Annotated in this window: 14 protein-coding genes; 12 read left to right on the top strand and 2 right to left on the bottom strand. The window is 71.7% G+C overall.

All coding sequences use genetic code 11. The features are described 5' to 3' along the window. Window positions 1-170 precede the first annotated feature (170 nt). From pyrR to metK, 12 genes are all read left to right on the top strand, one after another. Window positions 171-773 carry a bifunctional pyr operon transcriptional regulator/uracil phosphoribosyltransferase PyrR gene (gene pyrR / locus OO60_RS33550; RefSeq protein WP_003096375.1) on the top strand — a complete coding sequence of 201 codons (603 nt, stop codon included), beginning with the start codon at window positions 171-173 and terminating at the stop codon, window positions 771-773. Next, window positions 770-1,702: an aspartate carbamoyltransferase catalytic subunit gene (locus tag OO60_RS33545; protein WP_003096379.1), complete on the top strand. Its 933-nt coding sequence runs from the start codon at window positions 770-772 to the stop codon at window positions 1,700-1,702. Before pyrR ends, OO60_RS33545 begins: the two co-directional genes overlap by 4 nt. Next, a complete protein-coding gene (locus OO60_RS33540) occupies window positions 1,699-2,985 on the top strand; it encodes a dihydroorotase (RefSeq protein WP_003096382.1) in 1,287 nt (428 codons plus the stop codon). The genes OO60_RS33545 and OO60_RS33540 overlap by 4 nt, the downstream gene beginning before the upstream one ends. Continuing rightward, window positions 2,985-3,479: a PH-like domain-containing protein gene (locus tag OO60_RS33535; protein ID WP_003096383.1), complete on the top strand. Its 495-nt coding sequence runs from the start codon at window positions 2,985-2,987 to the stop codon at window positions 3,477-3,479. The genes OO60_RS33540 and OO60_RS33535 overlap by 1 nt, the downstream gene beginning before the upstream one ends. After that, a complete protein-coding gene (carA, locus tag OO60_RS33530) occupies window positions 3,476-4,597 on the top strand; it encodes a glutamine-hydrolyzing carbamoyl-phosphate synthase small subunit (RefSeq protein ID WP_033262822.1) in 1,122 nt (373 codons plus the stop codon). The genes OO60_RS33535 and carA overlap by 4 nt, the downstream gene beginning before the upstream one ends. Next, on the top strand, window positions 4,597-7,911 hold the full coding sequence (carB, locus tag OO60_RS33525) for a carbamoyl-phosphate synthase large subunit (protein ID WP_003096391.1): 3,315 nt from the start codon (window positions 4,597-4,599) through the stop codon (window positions 7,909-7,911). The genes carA and carB overlap by 1 nt, the downstream gene beginning before the upstream one ends. Further along, on the top strand, window positions 7,908-8,756 hold the full coding sequence (pyrF, locus tag OO60_RS33520) for an orotidine-5'-phosphate decarboxylase (protein WP_003096394.1): 849 nt from the start codon (window positions 7,908-7,910) through the stop codon (window positions 8,754-8,756). Before carB ends, pyrF begins: the two co-directional genes overlap by 4 nt. A gap of 107 nt (window positions 8,757-8,863) precedes the next feature. Continuing rightward, complete coding sequence (mihF, locus tag OO60_RS33515) at window positions 8,864-9,181, top strand: integration host factor, actinobacterial type (protein ID WP_003096398.1); 318 nt, start codon at window positions 8,864-8,866, stop codon at window positions 9,179-9,181. Next, entirely contained in the window at window positions 9,178-9,831 is a 654-nt protein-coding gene (gene gmk, locus OO60_RS33510) for a guanylate kinase (protein ID WP_003096399.1), read from the top strand. Before mihF ends, gmk begins: the two co-directional genes overlap by 4 nt. Beyond that, complete coding sequence (gene rpoZ / locus OO60_RS33505; protein WP_003096400.1) at window positions 9,828-10,097, top strand: DNA-directed RNA polymerase subunit omega; 270 nt, start codon at window positions 9,828-9,830, stop codon at window positions 10,095-10,097. The genes gmk and rpoZ overlap by 4 nt, the downstream gene beginning before the upstream one ends. Further along, a complete protein-coding gene (gene coaBC / locus OO60_RS33500) occupies window positions 10,090-11,310 on the top strand; it encodes a bifunctional phosphopantothenoylcysteine decarboxylase/phosphopantothenate--cysteine ligase CoaBC (RefSeq protein ID WP_003096401.1) in 1,221 nt (406 codons plus the stop codon). Before rpoZ ends, coaBC begins: the two co-directional genes overlap by 8 nt. 93 nt (window positions 11,311-11,403) lie before the next feature. Beyond that, complete coding sequence (metK, locus tag OO60_RS33495) at window positions 11,404-12,606, top strand: methionine adenosyltransferase (RefSeq protein ID WP_003096402.1); 1,203 nt, start codon at window positions 11,404-11,406, stop codon at window positions 12,604-12,606. Between the two features lie 87 nt (window positions 12,607-12,693). Here the strand turns inward: metK and OO60_RS33490 are convergent, their stop codons facing one another. Together OO60_RS33490 and OO60_RS33485 are read right to left on the bottom strand one after the other, a co-directional pair. Beyond that, entirely contained in the window at window positions 12,694-14,787 is a 2,094-nt protein-coding gene (locus OO60_RS33490; RefSeq protein ID WP_033262820.1) for a primosomal protein N', read from the bottom strand. 266 nt (window positions 14,788-15,053) lie between these two features. Beyond that, a complete protein-coding gene (locus tag OO60_RS33485; RefSeq protein ID WP_033262819.1) occupies window positions 15,054-16,406 on the bottom strand; it encodes a pyroglutamyl-peptidase I in 1,353 nt (450 codons plus the stop codon). Between the last annotated feature and the right edge of the window lie 54 nt (window positions 16,407-16,460).

Below are 16,460 nucleotides of genomic sequence, written 5' to 3'. Positions count from 1 at the left end.
AATGGTTACGCATTGTTGTCACCAGGTCAAGCGCGAGCTTGTCGCGAATCACCTCACACCACCCGGAAGACTGAGCAAAGTGCCTGCTACTGTCGGTGGGAAAGCCCCGACCAGCAGGGGAACAGACGTCCTTTAAGGACCCGTCCGGTGAGGCGGGGAAGGAGTCCGGTTTGTCGTCACGCCCGCGTGACGCGGCTGGTTCGGCCGGGGAGCGCGAGCTCCTGACGGCCGGCGATGTCGCGCGCACGATCGCCCGAATGGCCCATCAGGTCATCGAAAAGACCGCGAACGGTGCGGAGAGCACTACCCCGCCCGTGTTGCTCGGCATCCCGTCCCGGGGCACGCCGCTCGCCGTCCGCCTCGCCGACAAGATCGGCGAGTTCTCCGGGGTCCGCCCGCCCACCGGCGCCCTCGACGTCACCCTCTACCGGGACGACCTCCGCCGCCGCCCGCCGCGCGCGCTCGAACAGACGCAGCTGCCCACCGACGGCATCGACGACCGCGTCGTGATCCTGGTCGACGACGTCCTCTTCTCCGGCCGGACCATCCGGGCCGCGCTCGATGCCCTGCGTGATCACGGCCGCCCGCGCGCGGTGCAGCTGGCCGTCCTGGTCGACCGCGGTCACCGGGAGCTGCCGATCCGCGCCGACTACGTGGGCAAGAACGTGCCGACCGCCCGCTCCGAGGGCGTGTCGGTCCTGCTGGCCGAAATCGACGGCCGCGACGCCGTCCTGCTGCGTTCGGCCGACACTGCTGCTGGAGAGGACTCGTGAAGCACCTGCTCGCCACCGACGGCCTGGACCCGGCGCTGGCCACGGCCGTGCTCGACACCGCCGACGAGCTCAAGCACACGCTGCTCGGCCGCGAGGTCAAGAAGCTGCCGACGCTGCGCGGCCGCACGGTGATCACCCTGTTCTACGAAAACTCGACCCGCACCCGGGTGTCGTTCGAGATCGCCGGGAAGTGGATGAGCGCGGACGTGATCAACGTCTCCGCCTCCAGCTCCTCGGTCAACAAGGGCGAATCCCTGCGTGATACCGCGTTGACGCTGGCCGCCGCGGGCGCCGACTGCGTGATCGTCCGGCACCCCGCCAGCGGCGCCGCCCAGCGGCTCTCGGAGTGGCTGGCCGAGCCCGGCACGTCGGTGGTCAACGCCGGCGACGGCACCCACGAGCACCCGACGCAGGCCCTGCTCGACGCGGCCACGCTGCGGGAGCGCCTCGGGTCGCTGAAGGACCGCCGGATCGCCATCGTCGGGGACGTCCTGCACAGCCGGGTCGCCCGCTCGAACATCCACCTGCTCTCGGGCCTCGGCGCGGAGGTGGTGCTGGTCGCGCCGCCGACGCTGCTGCCCTACGGCGTCGAGAGCCTTCCGGTGACCGTTTCGCACGACCTGGACGCCGAGCTGCCCGCGGTCGACGCGGTGATGATGCTGCGCGTGCAGGCCGAACGCATGCACGGCGGGTTCTTCCCGAGCGCTCGCGAGTACTCGATCGCTTACGGCCTCTCGGAACGGCGGCAGAAGCTGCTGCCGGACCACGCGGTCGTGCTGCACCCCGGCCCGATGCTGCGCGGGATGGAGATCGCGAGCGCGGTCGCCGACTCCCCGGCCTCGGCCATCACCGAACAGGTCCGCAACGGCGTCCACGTGCGCATGGCGGTCCTCTACCACCTCCTGGCCAGCGAAGGAGCCGCCGCGTGAGCACCGTGATCAAGGGGGCCCGCCCGTACGGCGAGGGCGACCCGGTCGACGTCCTGGTCGAGGACGGGGTGATCACCGCGATCGGCACCGTCCAAGCACCCGAAGACGCCGAAGTCATCGAGGCGAACGGCCAGGTCCTGCTGCCGGGCTTCGTCGACCTGCACACCCACCTGCGCGAACCCGGCCGCGAGGACACCGAGACGATCGACACCGGCTCGGCCGCGGCGGCGCTCGGCGGCTACACCGCGGTGTTCGCCATGGCCAACACCGACCCGGTCGCCGACAACGCCGTGATCGTCGACCACGTCTGGCGGCGCGGGCAGGAGGTCGGACTGGTCGACGTCCACCCGGTCGGCGCGGTCACCGTCGGCCTCAAGGGCGAGAAGCTCGCCGAGCTGGGCACGATGGCGAACTCCCAGGCCCGGGTGAAGGTGTTCTCCGACGACGGCCTCTGCGTCGCCGACCCGCTGCTGATGCGCCGGGCGCTGGAGTACTCGACCGCGCTCGACGTCGTCATCGCGCAGCACGCCGAGGAGCCGCGGCTGACCGTCGGTGCCCAGGCCCACGAGGGCGAGCGCGCGGCCCGGCTCGGCTACACCGGCTGGCCCGCGGCGGCGGAAGAGTCCATCGTGGCCCGCGACTGCCTGCTCGCCCTGCACGCGAACGCGCGGCTGCACGTCTGCCACGTCTCGACCTCGGGCACCGCGGACGTGCTGCGCTGGGCGAAGGACCGCGGCACGAAGGTGTCGGCCGAGGTCACCCCGCACCACCTGCTGCTCACCGACGAGCGCCTGGCCACCTACGACCCGGTGAACAAGGTGAACCCGCCGCTGCGCACGGAATCCGACGCCGAGAAGCTGCGTGCAGCCCTGGCGGACGGGACGATCGACTGCGTCGCCACCGACCACGCGCCGCACGCGGTCCAGGACAAGGACACCGAGTGGAGCGCAGCCCGGCCCGGCATGCTCGGGCTGCAGACCGCACTGTCCATCGTGGCCGAAACCATGGTCCGGACCGGACTGCTCGACTGGCGCGGCGTCGCCCGCGTCCTGAGCGAGCGGCCCGCGGAGATCGGCAACCTGGCCGACCAGGGCCGTCCGATCGAGGTCGGCGAGCCGGCGAACCTGACCCTGGTGGACCCGGACGCCGAGTGGACCGTCCGGGGCGCGGAGCTGGCCAGCATCGCGGCCAACACCCCGTACGAGGGAATGCGGCTGCCCGGCGTGGTGACCGCGACGCTGCTGCGCGGGCGGATCACCGCGCGGGACGGGAAGATCGGCTGATGGAGCGCTTCTGGCTCGTACTGGCGATCGTCGCCTTCTTCCTGCTCTGCCTTTGGGGCATGTACGTCGGCTGGCGGCGCAAGTCCCGCTCGCAGAGCGCCCAGGTGCCGCCGTTTCCCGCGATCCCCGCGGACCCGGGTGCCGTCCTGCTGGAGTCCACCGGCGTCTACCTCGCCACGACGATCGCGGGGGAGTGGCAGAACCGGATCGTCACCCGCGGCGCGGGCCTGCGCACCGGCGCGGTCTGGCGGCTGCACGGCGGGGGTATCGCGGTCGAACGCGGCGGAGCGCCCGACTTCTGGATCCCGCGGGACGCCGTCACCGGCGTCCGGCGCGACACGAAGATCGCCGGGAAGGTGATGGGCACGGACGCGCTGCTCGTCGTCACCTGGAAGCTCGGTGACGCCGAACTCGACACCGGCTTCCGCGGCGACGACCTCGACGACTATCCACAGTGGATCGAACAGCTCAAGATCAAGGGAGGTGCCCAGTGAACGCGCGCGCTCAGGCCGCACTGGTACTCGAAGATGGCCGGGTGTTCCGCGGCGCTGCCTACGGCGCGCAGGGGCGAACCCTCGGCGAAGCGGTGTTCTGCACCGGCATGACCGGCTACCAGGAGACGCTGACCGACCCGTCCTACCACGGGCAGATCGTGGTGCAGACGGCGCCGCAGATCGGCAACACCGGCTGGAACGACGAGGACGACGAGTCCTCGAAGATCTGGGTCAACGGTTACGTGGTGCGCGACCCCGCGCGGACGCCGTCCAACTGGCGTTCCAAGCGCTCGCTGGACGAGGAGCTGGTGCGCCAGGGGATCGTCGGCATCGCCGAGGTCGACACCCGCTCGCTGACGCGCTACCTGCGCGAGCGCGGCGCGATGCGGGCCGGGGTGTTCTCCGGCGACGCGCTGGGCACGGTCGACGACATGGTCGCTTCGGTGCTGGACAGCCCGAAGATGGAGGGCGCGGACCTGGCCGGCCAGGTGTCGACGCCCCAGCCGTACGTGGTCTCGCCTTCCGGCTCGCCGCGTTTCCGCGTGGCCGCGCTGGACCTGGGCATCAAGTCCAACACCCCGCGCCAGATGGTCAAGCGCGGCATCGAGGTGCACGTGCTGCCCTCGACGTCCACCTTGGACGACCTGCTGGCTCTTGAGCCGGACGGCGTGTTCCTGTCGAACGGCCCGGGCGACCCGGCCACCACGACGCACGCGACCGAGCTGACCAAGCAGGTGCTGGGCCGCGAGATCCCGCTGTTCGGCATCTGCTTCGGCAACCAGGTCCTCGGCCGCGCGCTCGGCCTGGGGACGTACAAGATGCGCTACGGCCACCGCGGCATCAACATCCCGGTGATCGACGTGGCGACGAAGTCGGTGGCGATCACGGCCCAGAACCACGGGTTCGCGTTGGAAGGCGAGCCCGGGCAGCGTTTCGAGTCCCCGTTCGGGGCGGCGCAGATCAGCCACTACTGCCCCAACGACGACACGGTGGAGGGCGTGCGGGCGCTGGACGTCCCGGCGTTCTCGGTCCAGTACCACCCCGAAGCCGCGGCCGGCCCGCACGACGCGGCCCCCCTGTTCGACGAATTCGTTTCGCTCATGGAGAAGAAGGCCTGATGCCGAAGAGGACGGACATCCAGCACGTGCTGGTGATCGGCTCCGGGCCGATCGTGATCGGGCAGGCCGCGGAGTTCGACTACTCCGGCACCCAGGCCTGCCGGGTGCTGCGCAGCGAAGGCCTGCGCGTCTCCCTGGTGAACTCGAACCCGGCCACCATCATGACCGACCCCGAGTTCGCCGACGCCACCTACATCGAGCCGGTCACGCCGGACTTCGTCGAGAAGGTCATCGCCGAAGAGCGCCCCGACGCGCTGCTGGCGACTCTCGGCGGCCAGACCGCGCTCAACTGCGCCGTCGCGCTGCACGAGCGCGGTGTGCTCGACAAGTACGGCGTCGAGCTGATCGGTGCCGACATCGACGCCATCCAGCGTGGTGAGGACCGGCAGAAGTTCAAGGACATCGTGCGCACCATCGGTGCCGAGGTCCCGCGCTCGCGCGTCTGCCACGACATGGACGAGGTCCGCGCGACCGTCGAGGAGCTCGGCCTGCCGGTCGTCATCCGGCCGTCCTTCACCATGGGCGGGCTCGGGTCCGGCATGGCGCACACGCCCGAGGACCTCGAACGCCTGGCCTCCACCGGGCTCGCCGAATCTCCCGTCACCGAGGTGCTCATCGAGGAGAGCGTGCTCGGCTGGAAGGAGTACGAGCTCGAGCTGATGCGCGACAAGCACGACAACGTCGTGGTCGTCTGCTCGATCGAGAACATCGACGCGATGGGCGTGCACACCGGCGACTCGGTCACCGTCGCGCCCACCATGACCCTCACCGACCGCGAGTACCAGGTGATGCGGGACGTCGGCATCGCCGTGCTGCGCGAGGTCGGCGTCGACACCGGTGGCTGCAACATCCAGTTCGCGATCAACCCGGCCGACGGCCGGATGGTCGTCATCGAGATGAACCCGCGCGTGTCGCGGAGCTCCGCGTTGGCGTCCAAGGCCACCGGCTTCCCGATCGCCAAGATCGCCGCGAAGCTCGCCATCGGGTACACCCTCGACGAAATCCAGAACGACATCACCGGTGAGACGCCGGCCGCTTTCGAGCCCACTTTGGACTACGTCGTCGTCAAGATGCCGCGGTTCGCCTTCGAGAAGTTCCCGGGCGCGGACCCGACGCTGACCACGACGATGAAGAGCGTCGGCGAAGCGATGTCCTTCGGCCGCAGCTTCCCCGAAGCGCTCGGCAAGGTCATGCGCTCGATCGAGACCAAGGCGACCGGTTTCTGGACGTTGCCCGACCCCGAAGGCGCCACGCTGGAGTCCACTTTGGACGACCTGCGCACGCCGCACGAAGGCCGGCTGTACGAAGTGGAGCGCGCCCTGCGGCTCGGCGCCACCGTCGAGCAGGTGCACGAGGCGAGCGGCATCGACCCGTGGTTCATCGACCAGATCGCCCTCATCGGTGAAGTGGGCGCCGAAGTCCGTGACGCGCCCGTACTCGACGGCGACCTGTTGCGCCGCGCCAAGCGCACCGGCCTGTCGGACCGCCAGATCGCCGCCCTGCGGCCGGAACTGGCCGGTGAGGACGGTGTCCGCGCGCTGCGCCACCGCCTCGGCGTGCGGCCGGTGTTCAAGACCGTCGACACCTGCGCGGCCGAGTTCGCGGCCAAGACGCCTTACCACTACTCGGCTTACGAGTCCGACCCCGAAGCTCAGTCCGAAGTGGCCGTTCAGTCGGACAAGCCGAAGGTGCTCATCCTCGGCTCCGGCCCGAACCGGATCGGCCAGGGCATCGAGTTCGACTACTCCTGCGTGCACGCGGCGATCGCGTTGCGGGAGGCGGGTTTCGAGGCCGTCATGGTCAACTGCAACCCGGAAACCGTGTCCACCGACTACGACACCTCCGACCGGCTGTACTTCGAGCCACTGTCCTTCGAGGACGTCCTCGAGGTCGTGCACGCCGAACAGGCGTCCGGCACGGTCGCCGGCGTGATCGTCCAGCTCGGCGGCCAGACCCCGCTGGGACTGGCGAAGAAGCTCGCCGACGCCGGTGTCCCGGTGGTCGGGACGCCGCCGGAGGCCATTCACCTGGCCGAGGACCGCGGCGCGTTCGGCGAGGTCCTCACCGACGCCGGCCTGCCCGCGCCGCGCTACGGCACGGCGACGTCCTTCGAGGGCGCCAAGCGGATCGCCGACGAGATCGGCTACCCGGTGCTCGTCCGGCCGTCCTACGTGCTCGGCGGCCGCGGCATGGAGATCGTCTACGACGAGGAGACCCTGGCCGGCTACATCCGCCGCGCCACCGAGGTCACCCCGGAGCACCCGGTGCTCGTGGACCGGTTCCTCGACGACGCCATCGAAATCGACGTCGACGCGCTCTTCGACGGCGAGGAGCTCTACCTCGGCGGTGTCATGGAGCACATAGAGGAGGCCGGCATCCACTCCGGTGACTCCTCGTGCGCGCTGCCGCCGATCACGCTCGGCCACACCGACCTGCAGGCCGTCCGCCGCTCCACCGAAGCGATCGCCCGCGGAGTGGGCGTGCGCGGGCTCCTGAACGTCCAGTACGCGCTCAAGGACGACGTCCTGTACGTCCTGGAGGCCAACCCGCGCGCGTCGCGCACGGTGCCGTTCGTGTCCAAGGCGACGGCGGTGCCGCTGGCCAAGGCCGCCGCGCTGGTCATGACCGGCTCGACGATCAAGGACCTGCGCGAGAACGGCGTCCTGCCGGCCGAGGGCGACGGCGGGCAGCTGCCGGCCGACTCGCCGGTCGCGGTGAAGGAGGCCGTGCTGCCCTTCCACCGCTTCCGCACCCCCGAGGGCCACGGCGTCGACTCGCTGCTCGGCCCGGAGATGAAGTCCACCGGCGAGGTGATGGGCGTCGACGTCGACTTCGGCAAGGCGTTCGCCAAGTCGCAGAGCGGCGCGTACGGCTCGCTGCCGACGTCCGGGCGGGTGTTCGTCTCGGTCGCCAACCGCGACAAGCGCTCGCTGGTGTTCCCGGTGAAGCGGCTGGCGGACCTCGGCTTCGAGATCCTCGCCACCTCCGGCACCGCGGAAGTGCTGCGGCGCAACGGGATCCCGTGCACGGTGGTGCGCAAGCACTACGAAGGCTCGACCGAGGCCGAGCCCAACATCGTGGACGTGATCCTCGACGGCGATGTCGACATGGTGATCAACACCCCCTACGGGAACAGCGGTCCGCGCGTCGACGGCTACGAAATCCGCACCGCGGCGGTGTCCCGTGACATCCCGTGCGTGACCACCGTCCAGGGCGCCGCGGCGGCCGTGCACGGCATCGAGGCGCTGATCCGCGGGGACATCGGCGTCCGGTCGCTGCAGGAGCTGCAGGCGGCGCTGAAGGCGAAGTCGTGAGCGGGGGAGAGCGGTTCGGGGCGCGGCTGGCCAAGGCCGTCGCGGCCCGCGGCCCGCTGTGCGCCGGGATCGACCCCCACCCGGGCCTGATCGAGGCGTGGGGGCTCCCGGTGGACGTCTCGGGCCTGGAACGGTTCGCGCTGTCCGCCACGGAGGTCCTGGCGGCGCACACGGCGATCGTGAAGCCCCAGTCGGCGTTCTTCGAAAGTTTCGGCGCCGCCGGTGTCCGGGTGCTGGAACGGGTCGTCGAAACCGCCCGGGACGCCGGTGCGCTGGTGCTGCTGGACGTCAAGCGCGGCGACATCGGCTCCACGATGGCGGCCTACACCGCCGCGTACGTCGCCGACGGCGCGGCGATCGCGGCCGACGCCATCACCGTGTCGCCCTACCTCGGCTTCGGCTCGCTGGACGCCTGCGCCGCGACGGCCGCCTCGGCGGGCCGCGGCATCTTCGTGCTTGCCCGGACTTCGAACCCGGAAGCGGGCGGCGTGCAGAACGCGAAGCTGCCCGACGGGCGCACGGTCGCGCAGGCGATCGTCGACTCCGCGACGGCGCTCAACGCAGGCGCGGAACCGTTCGGCGATGTGGGTGTCGTCGTCGGGGCCACCGTTCCGCCCGGAGAGCTCGACCTCTCGCGGCTGAACGGTCCGGTGCTGGCACCCGGTTTCGGCGCCCAGGGAGCCACTGTGGCCGATTTGCGAGCGGTTTTCGGGTCGTCCCTCCCCGGCGTCCTGCCCGCATCGTCCCGGGACATCCTGAAGCACGGTCCGGAGCAACGGGCTTTGCGCCAAGCGGTCGAACGGGTCGCCGAACTGCTGGCCGACCCGCAGGAAAACGGCCAATAGCAGGGGTCGGAACTGGTCCCCACCAGGCACCCCCGCATTGTGGCCGGTGCTCACGGGTGGGTACCGTCGCGTCACCCACCCAGTTTTGAGAACTACCGGAGGAAAACGTGGCACTTCCCCAGCTGACAGAGGAACAGCGCGCTGCGGCGCTGGAGAAGGCCGCCGCCGCCCGCCGCATCCGTGCTGAGCTGAAGGAGCGGCTGAAGCGGGGCGGTACCACTCTGGTCGACGTGCTGAAGCAGGCCGAGGAGAACGAAGTCCTCGGCAAGATGAAGGTTTCGGCTCTGCTCGAGGCCCTCCCGGGCGTCGGCAAGGTCCGCGCGCAGCAGACCATGGAACGACTGGAGATCGCCCCCAGCCGTCGCCTTCGCGGCCTCGGCGACCGGCAGCGCAAGGCGCTGCTGGCCGAGTTCAGCGGCGAGTGAACGGCGCCGGTCAGGACTACCCGGTGAGCCGGGGCGCCGACCGCGGCAGTGAGCCGGTGACGGGGGACGACTCCCGGCACCGGCTCACCGTCGTCTCGGGGCCTTCGGGGGTCGGGAAGTCGAGCGTGGTGGGCGAGCTGCGGAAGCTGGAGCCCGAGATCTACTTCAGCGTCTCGGTCACCACGCGCCAGGCGCGCCCCGGTGAGATCGACGGGGCGCACTACCACTTCGTCGACCGCGCGGAGTTCGACGCGATGGTCGCCGACGGCAGGCTGCTGGAGTGGGCCGAGTTCGCGGGCAACCGCTACGGCACCCCGCGCGAGCCGGTCGAGAAGGCCCTCGCCGAGGGCCGCCCGGCCGTCCTGGAGATCGAACTGCAGGGCGCCCGCCAGGTCCGCGCGGCCATGCCGGAGGCCCGGCTGGTGATGCTGATGCCGCCGTCGTGGGACGAACTGGTCGGCAGGCTGACCGGCCGCGGCACCGAGAACGAGGCCGCCGTGCAGGCCCGGCTGGCCGAGGCGGAGCGCGAGCTGGCGGCGGCGGGGGAGTTCGACCACCGCCTCGTCAACGCCGACGTGCGAGAGGCCGCTGAGCACTTGCTAAACTTGATTACTGATCAGTCTGCCGAAGATTCGGAGCCTCACGAGTGACCACCCAGGCCATCCTGACCGAAGAGCTCGAGGGCATCACCAACCCGCCCATCGACGACCTGCTCGAGAAGGTCAGCTCGAAGTACGCGCTGGTGATCTACTCGGCCAAGCGCGCCCGCCAGATCAACGACTACTACGCCCAGCTGGGCGAGGGTCTGCTGGAGTACGTCGGCCCGCTGGTCGAGCCGGGCCCGCGCGAGAAGCCGCTCTCGATCGCGCTGCGCGAGATCCACGGCGGCCTGCTCGAGCACACCGAGGGTGAGTAAACCCCGCGTCGTCCTGGGCGTGGGCGGCGGCATCGCCGCCTACAAGGCGTGTGAGGTGCTGCGCGGGCTGACCGAGTCCGGTCACGACGTCCGCGTGGTCCCCACCGAAGCCGCGCTGAACTTCGTCGGCGCGGCCACCTTCGAAGCCCTCTCCGGGCACCCGGTGCACACGGGCGTGTTCACCGAGGTGCCCGAGGTCCAGCACGTCCGCGTCGGCAAGGAAGCCGACCTCGTCCTGGTCGTCCCGGCCACGGCGAACCTGCTCGCCAAGGCCGCCCACGGCCTCGCGGACGACCTGCTGACGAACACCCTGCTCACCGCCCGGTGCCCGGTCGCGTTCTTCCCGGCGATGCACACGGAGATGTGGGAGCACCCGGCGACCCGCGACAACGTAGCCCTGCTGCGCTCGCGCGGCATGGTCGTCACCGAGCCGGACTCCGGCCGGCTGACCGGTGCCGACACCGGCAAGGGCCGCCTGGCGAACCCGGCCGAGATCGTCGACCTGGCGAAGCTGCTGCTGGCCCGCCCCGACGCCCTCCCGCGCGACCTCGAAGGCGTCCGGGTGGTCATCTCGGCGGGCGGCACCCGCGAGCCGCTCGACCCGGTCCGCTACCTGGGCAACCGCTCCTCCGGCAAGCAGGGCTACGCGCTCGCCCGCGTCGCCGCCCAGCGCGGCGCCGACGTCACCCTGGTCGCCGCGCACACGGTCGCGCTGCCGGATCCGGCCGGTGCGGTGGTCGAGCACGTCTCGACGGCCGAGGAGCTGCGGCAGGCGGTGCACGCGGCGTCCCGGTCCGCGGACGTCGTCGTGATGGCCGCCGCCGTCGCCGACTTCCGGCCGGCGAACCGGGCCGAGCACAAGATCAAGAAGTCCGACGACCAGCCGGACCCGGTCATCACGCTCGACCGGAATGCCGACATTCTCGCCGAATTGGTGCAGAACCGGCGGCCCGGGCAGGTCGTCGTGGGATTCGCCGCGGAAACCGGCGACGAACACGGCAGCGTCCTCGACCACGCCCGCGCGAAACTGAAGCGGAAAGGCGCGGATCTGCTGGTCGTCAACGCCGTGGGGGACGGCAAGGCGTTCGGCACCGAGGACAATTCGGGCTGGCTCCTAGGGGCCGATGCCACGGAAAAACCCCTACCTCTCGCGCCGAAGGCTGAACTGGCGTCCACTGTGTGGGACGCTGTTGTGAGCTTCATGAAGCGTTGACCGTCCCCCGAGCGATAGTCAGTACGCTTGCACAGGTAAGGGGTGCCTAAGTTTCCGGGCATCCGACGACTAGGTGAGGAAGTGACGGCCACCGTGACCGCGTCTAGCAGCAGATTGTTCACCTCGGAGTCGGTGACCGAAGGGCACCCCGACAAGATTTGCGACGCCATCAGCGATTCGATCCTCGACGGCCTGCTGTCGAAGGACCCGCGCAGCCGCGTCGCGGTCGAGACCCTGATCACCACCGGCCAGGTGCACGTGGCCGGTGAGGTCACCACCGAGGCCTACGCCGACATCCCGACGATCGTCCGCGACGTCATCCTCAAGATCGGCTACGACTCCTCCGCCAAGGGTTTCGACGGCAACTCCTGCGGCGTCAACGTCGCGATCGGCTCGCAGTCGCCCGACATCGCGCAGGGCGTCGACACCGCGTACGAGTCGCGGGTCGAGTCGGACGAGGACGAGATCAACCGCCAGGGTGCCGGCGACCAGGGCCTGATGTTCGGCTACGCCTGCTCGGACACCCCCGAGCTGATGCCGCTGCCGATCGCGCTGGCCCACCGGCTGTCGAAGCGGCTGACCGCGGTCCGCAAGGACGGCGTGCTGCCGTACCTGCGCCCGGACGGCAAGACCCAGGTGACCATCGAGTACGCCGGCGACCAGCCGGTCCGCCTCGACACGGTCGTGGTGTCCTCGCAGCACGCCGACGGCATCGACCTGGACCGGATGCTCAGCGTCGACGTCAAGGAACACGTCGTCGGCCCGGAGATCGAGGCTCTGGGCATCGACACGTCGAGCGCGCGCCTGCTGGTCAACCCGACCGGCCGGTTCGTCATCGGCGGCCCGATGGGCGACGCGGGCCTGACCGGCCGCAAGATCATCGTCGACACCTACGGCGGCATGGCCCGCCACGGTGGTGGCGCGTTCTCGGGCAAGGACCCGTCCAAGGTCGACCGCTCCGCCGCGTACGCGATGCGCTGGGTGGCGAAGAACGTCGTCGCCGCGGGCCTGGCCCAGCGGACCGAGGTCCAGGTGGCGTACGCGATCGGCAAGGCGGCCCCGGTCGGCCTGTTCGTCGAGACGTTCGGCACCGAGACGGTCGACCCGTCGAAGATCCAGCAGGCCATCACCGAGGTCTTCGACCTCCGGCCGGCGGCGATCATCCGCGACCTCGACCTGCTCCGCCCGATCTACGCCCCGACGGCGGCGTACGGCCACTTCGGCCGCCCCGAGCTGGGGCTCCCGTGGGAGAGCACGGCCCGCGCCGAGGCCCTCAAGGCCGCGGCCGGCGCCTGACGCACGATCCGGTGAAGGCCACCTCGAAACTCTTCGAGGTGGCCTTCACCGTGAGCGGCTGGTCGCCTCGCCGGGGCAGCACACCCCCTAGATCAGGTCCAGGGGGTCCACCTGGACGCGGATCGGTTCCGTGGCCTTCTTCGCGTCCCGGCGGGCCGCCGCCGCGTGGATCGAGGCCGCCAGCGCCTTGCCTTCGGCGCGCGACACCCGGACCAGTGCTCGCTCGCGGTCCGCGTTGCCCTCTTCGTCGACCTCGCCGATCGGGACCGGGCCCAGGACCTCGCCGGACTCGGGCAACGGCAGGTCCGCGAGCAGCGCCGCCACCGCGTCCGGGCTGCCCTCCACGCTCGCCATCCGCATGGCCGGGGGGAAGCCCAGCTCGCGGCGTTCCGCCAGCTCCTGGCCCGCGTGCCAGGCCGGGTCCCAGCGGACCAATGCCTGGACCACCGGCAGTCCCGCCTCGGCGCCCACGATCACGCGGCCGCCCGCCGAGGCGGGCCGCACCAAAGCCGCTGCTGCCATCCAGCGGCGCAAGGCCTCCTCCGCCGCGCGGAGGTCCTGGCGGCCCAGGAGGGCCCAGCCGTCCAGCAGCAGCGCCGCGCCGTAGCCGCCCTCCGCCACCGGTTCCGCTCCGGGCGTGCACACCACCAGGGCCGGTTTGCCCGGGACCGATTCCAGCACCTCCGCCGCGCCGGACGTGCGGACCGGGATGCCCGGGAACGCCCGGCCCAGCTCCTCCGCCGTCCGCTTGGCGCCGACGATCACCGCGCGCAGCCGGACCGAGCCGCACGCCGGGCAGCGGAACGCCGTTTCCGGGACGCCGCACCAGCGGCACGCGGGCGGTTTCGGCCGGCCGTCGAGGGAGCCGCCCGGCAGGGCCAGCGGGCCCGCGCAGCGGCGGCAGTGGGCCGGTGTCCGGCAGTGGCCGCAGGCCAGGCCGGGCACGTACCCGCGCCGCGGCACCTGGACCAGCGCCGGGAGGTCGGCCGCGAACGCCTGCCGGGCCGCCTCGAACGCCACCGCCGGCAGGCGCGCGACCCGGGCGGCCTCGTCGCGGGCGACGTCGAAGTCCTCGCCGACCGGCGTGACGCGCGGGGCCGCGGACCGCAGCGTCGCGCGGTCGGCCAGGACCGGCGCGGCCCAGCCGGACTCGACGAGCAGCTGCGCTTCGGCCGTCCGGGCGAACCCGCCGACCAGCAGCGACGCCTTCGCCGCGTGGGCGCGGTCCATCAGGACGTCCCGGACGTGCGGGTACGGCGCGTGCTGGTCGAGGTGCAGGTCGTCGCCGTCGTCCCAGACGGCGAACAGCCCGGGGTCGTGGACCGGCGCGAACATCGCCGCGCGCGTCCCGACGACCACGCGGACCGCGCCGCGCAGCACCGCCAGCCAGCGCCGGTACCGTTCCGCGGGCCCGAGCCCGGCGATCAGCGCCACCACGGCGTCCTCGCCCAGCAGCGCCGCGCACGCCTGGTGCACGCGGGTCAGGTCGCGGTGGTCCGGCACCACCAGCACGGCGCCCCGCCCGGCCGCCGCCACGGTCCCGGCCGCCTCGGCGAGCCGGCGCGGCCAGTCCTCGCCCGGGAGGGCCTGCCAGACGGCGTTCGCGGGCTTCCCCTCGGCGAGGGCCTCCAGGAACGCCGGACCGCGCTGGTAGCGCGCCCAGGCCGTCGTGTCGGGCGCGTCCGGGGCAGCCACGGGCGGCAGCGGCGGCTCGCCCTCGGCCTTGGCGTGCCGCGGCGGGATCGCGAGCCTCAAGACGTCGGACAGCGTGCCGCCGTAGCGGTCGGCGACCGCCCGGCAGACCGCGTGCAGCGACGGCGGCAGCACCGGCTCGGCCGACGTCACGCGGTCCAGGAACGCCAGCTTGCTGCCGTAGTCGCTGGTCTCGCCGCGTTCGACCAGGTAGCCGTCGACCAGCTGCCCGGCGAACCGGACGCGCACCCGGCACCCCGGCACGGCGGTCTCGTGCAGCTTCTCCGGCACCAGGTAGTCGAAGGTGCGGTCCAGGTGGGCCAGCGGGATGTCGACGACGACCCGCGCAACCGGCCGCTCGGGCGCGGGCGACTGTGCGCCCTTGGTGGTCCGCGCTTTCGCCGGTTTCCGGGCGCGCGAGGGCGCCGCCTTCGGCGAAGGCGGCTGCTCCGGGAGGTCCCAGAGGGCAGCGGGCTCGGAACTGCTCACGCCGTGATCTCTACCAGACTGCTCCGACAGCCCCGCCGCCACCGGTCGTGAGTGGTAAGGCGAGTTCTAACTCGCCTTACCACTCACGACAAGCCGGGGACGAGGAAGAGGTGCGTTTCTCGTTTCGGCCGGCCTCGCGCCGTCGGTGAGGTCGGTTCCGGGGGCTTCCCTCGTCCGCGTCATCAGAGAGGACCGTTACCGGCGAATGGGGCGCTCTTTTGTGTGGTGTGAGTTCCGGCCCTTTCTGCCGATCGAAAGTAAACCCGTCAGCGCGGGAGAACCGTGCCCGGCAGGGATTCCATTGCGGCGCGCGGGGAATCCGTGACCCGCACCGGGGCGACCGCAGTCCGGTCACCCCCGGCGGCCGCCGTCACCAGCGAAACCACCTCGGCCGCGATGGCCTGTCGCCGCGCTTCGAAATCCGTGTCCGTCAAAGCGTCCGGGGCCGTCGGCTGGCCCAGCACCGGCGTGTGCAGGTGGCCGCCCGGCAGGGCCGTCAATCCCAGGCCGAGACGCAGCCGGTTGCTTCTATACATAGATTCATTCGAAAGATAGTTCCCGCCGCCGCCCGAAGCCGCGATCTCCCCGGGGGCCGGGGCGTCCGATCGGCACTCCGGTGTTCCCTCGCCCGGGTGTGCAGCGTCCGGCCACACGCAGAACGCCTGGTTGAAGTTGACCGGATACGCGCCCGTCACCCCGAGCATCCGCGCATACGGCAACGTCGTCTCGATGAACTGGACGTCCGGCTGCGGCCAGCCCGCCGCCGGGGGGACGCCGCCCGTCACCGAGGCGTTGTTGTTGTCCGGGAAGCCGCCGCGCCAGGCTCCCGCCCAGCGCTCGATGTCGAACCGGCCCGGGCGGCCCTGGCTGATCGTCATGATCACGTCCGGCCGTCGGGCTCGGTCGCGCAACGCCGTGCCGTACGCCGCCTCGACGATGCCCTCGTCGAAGTAGCCCCACACCACCGGGAAGTTCACCGCCTGCACCACCGCCGGGCCCGATGGCGTGTTCAGGATCCGGCCGTCCAGCTGCAGCGCGGATGCCCCGGCCGGGTTGGAAATCCGGACGCCGGTGCCGTCGAGCTGGAACGGGTCGAAGCCGCTCACCATGACCCGCCGCGCCGGCCCGAGCGGGAACCGGGCGTCGTCGAGGCCGCGTGCACCCCGGTCGAACGCCGTGAGCAGGGCGCCGCGGTCCGGCAGCGCGAACGTCGGCCGCCACTGCCGGATCGCGCTGCTCAGCTGCAGCCGCGCCCAGTACAGCGGCCGGTCGTCGAACCGGTCGAGCGTGCCCAGGTCCGGGCGGCGGCCCTGGGCACGCTCGACGGCCGTCCGCCACAGCCGGTCGCCGGCCTGTGTGACGACGCGTTCGGCGCGCCGCGGGGTGCGGGCCGCGCACAGGGCGTGTTTCACCCCGGCGACGAGCGGGTCCAGCCCGGCCAGCCGGACGAGCTCCGGGCCCACGGCGGGGCCGCCGGCCGGCAGGGAAGCGGTCAGGCGCTGCTCCTCGACGGTCAGCGCGGCGGCCGGGTCGAAGCAGCCGGGCGCGGCCACGGCCACCCCGGGGAACGAGAACAGCGGGACGGCGGCGAGCAGGGGGAGCAGGGCGGACAGGCGCACGGGTTTCCCTCCACGTCGTGGGCGACGCGGTCGAGTCTTCCGCCGGCCGCGGCA

Origin of the sequence: Amycolatopsis vancoresmycina, assembly GCF_000716785.1 — a bacterium.
In the GTDB taxonomy this organism is placed as follows: Bacteria; Actinomycetota; Actinomycetes; order Mycobacteriales; family Pseudonocardiaceae; genus Amycolatopsis; species Amycolatopsis vancoresmycina.
Note: the sequence above shows the minus strand (reverse complement) of the source record. Positions and strands in the feature narration are given on the sequence as shown.

What these genes read in the sequence shown, in the direction of transcription:
- carB (WP_003096391.1), top strand. Translation starts at nt 4,597, where the DNA reads ATGCCGAAGAGGACGGACATCCAGCACGTGCTGGTGATCGGCTCCGGG.
- OO60_RS33535 (WP_003096383.1), top strand. Translation starts at nt 2,985, where the DNA reads ATGGAGCGCTTCTGGCTCGTACTGGCGATCGTCGCCTTCTTCCTGCTC.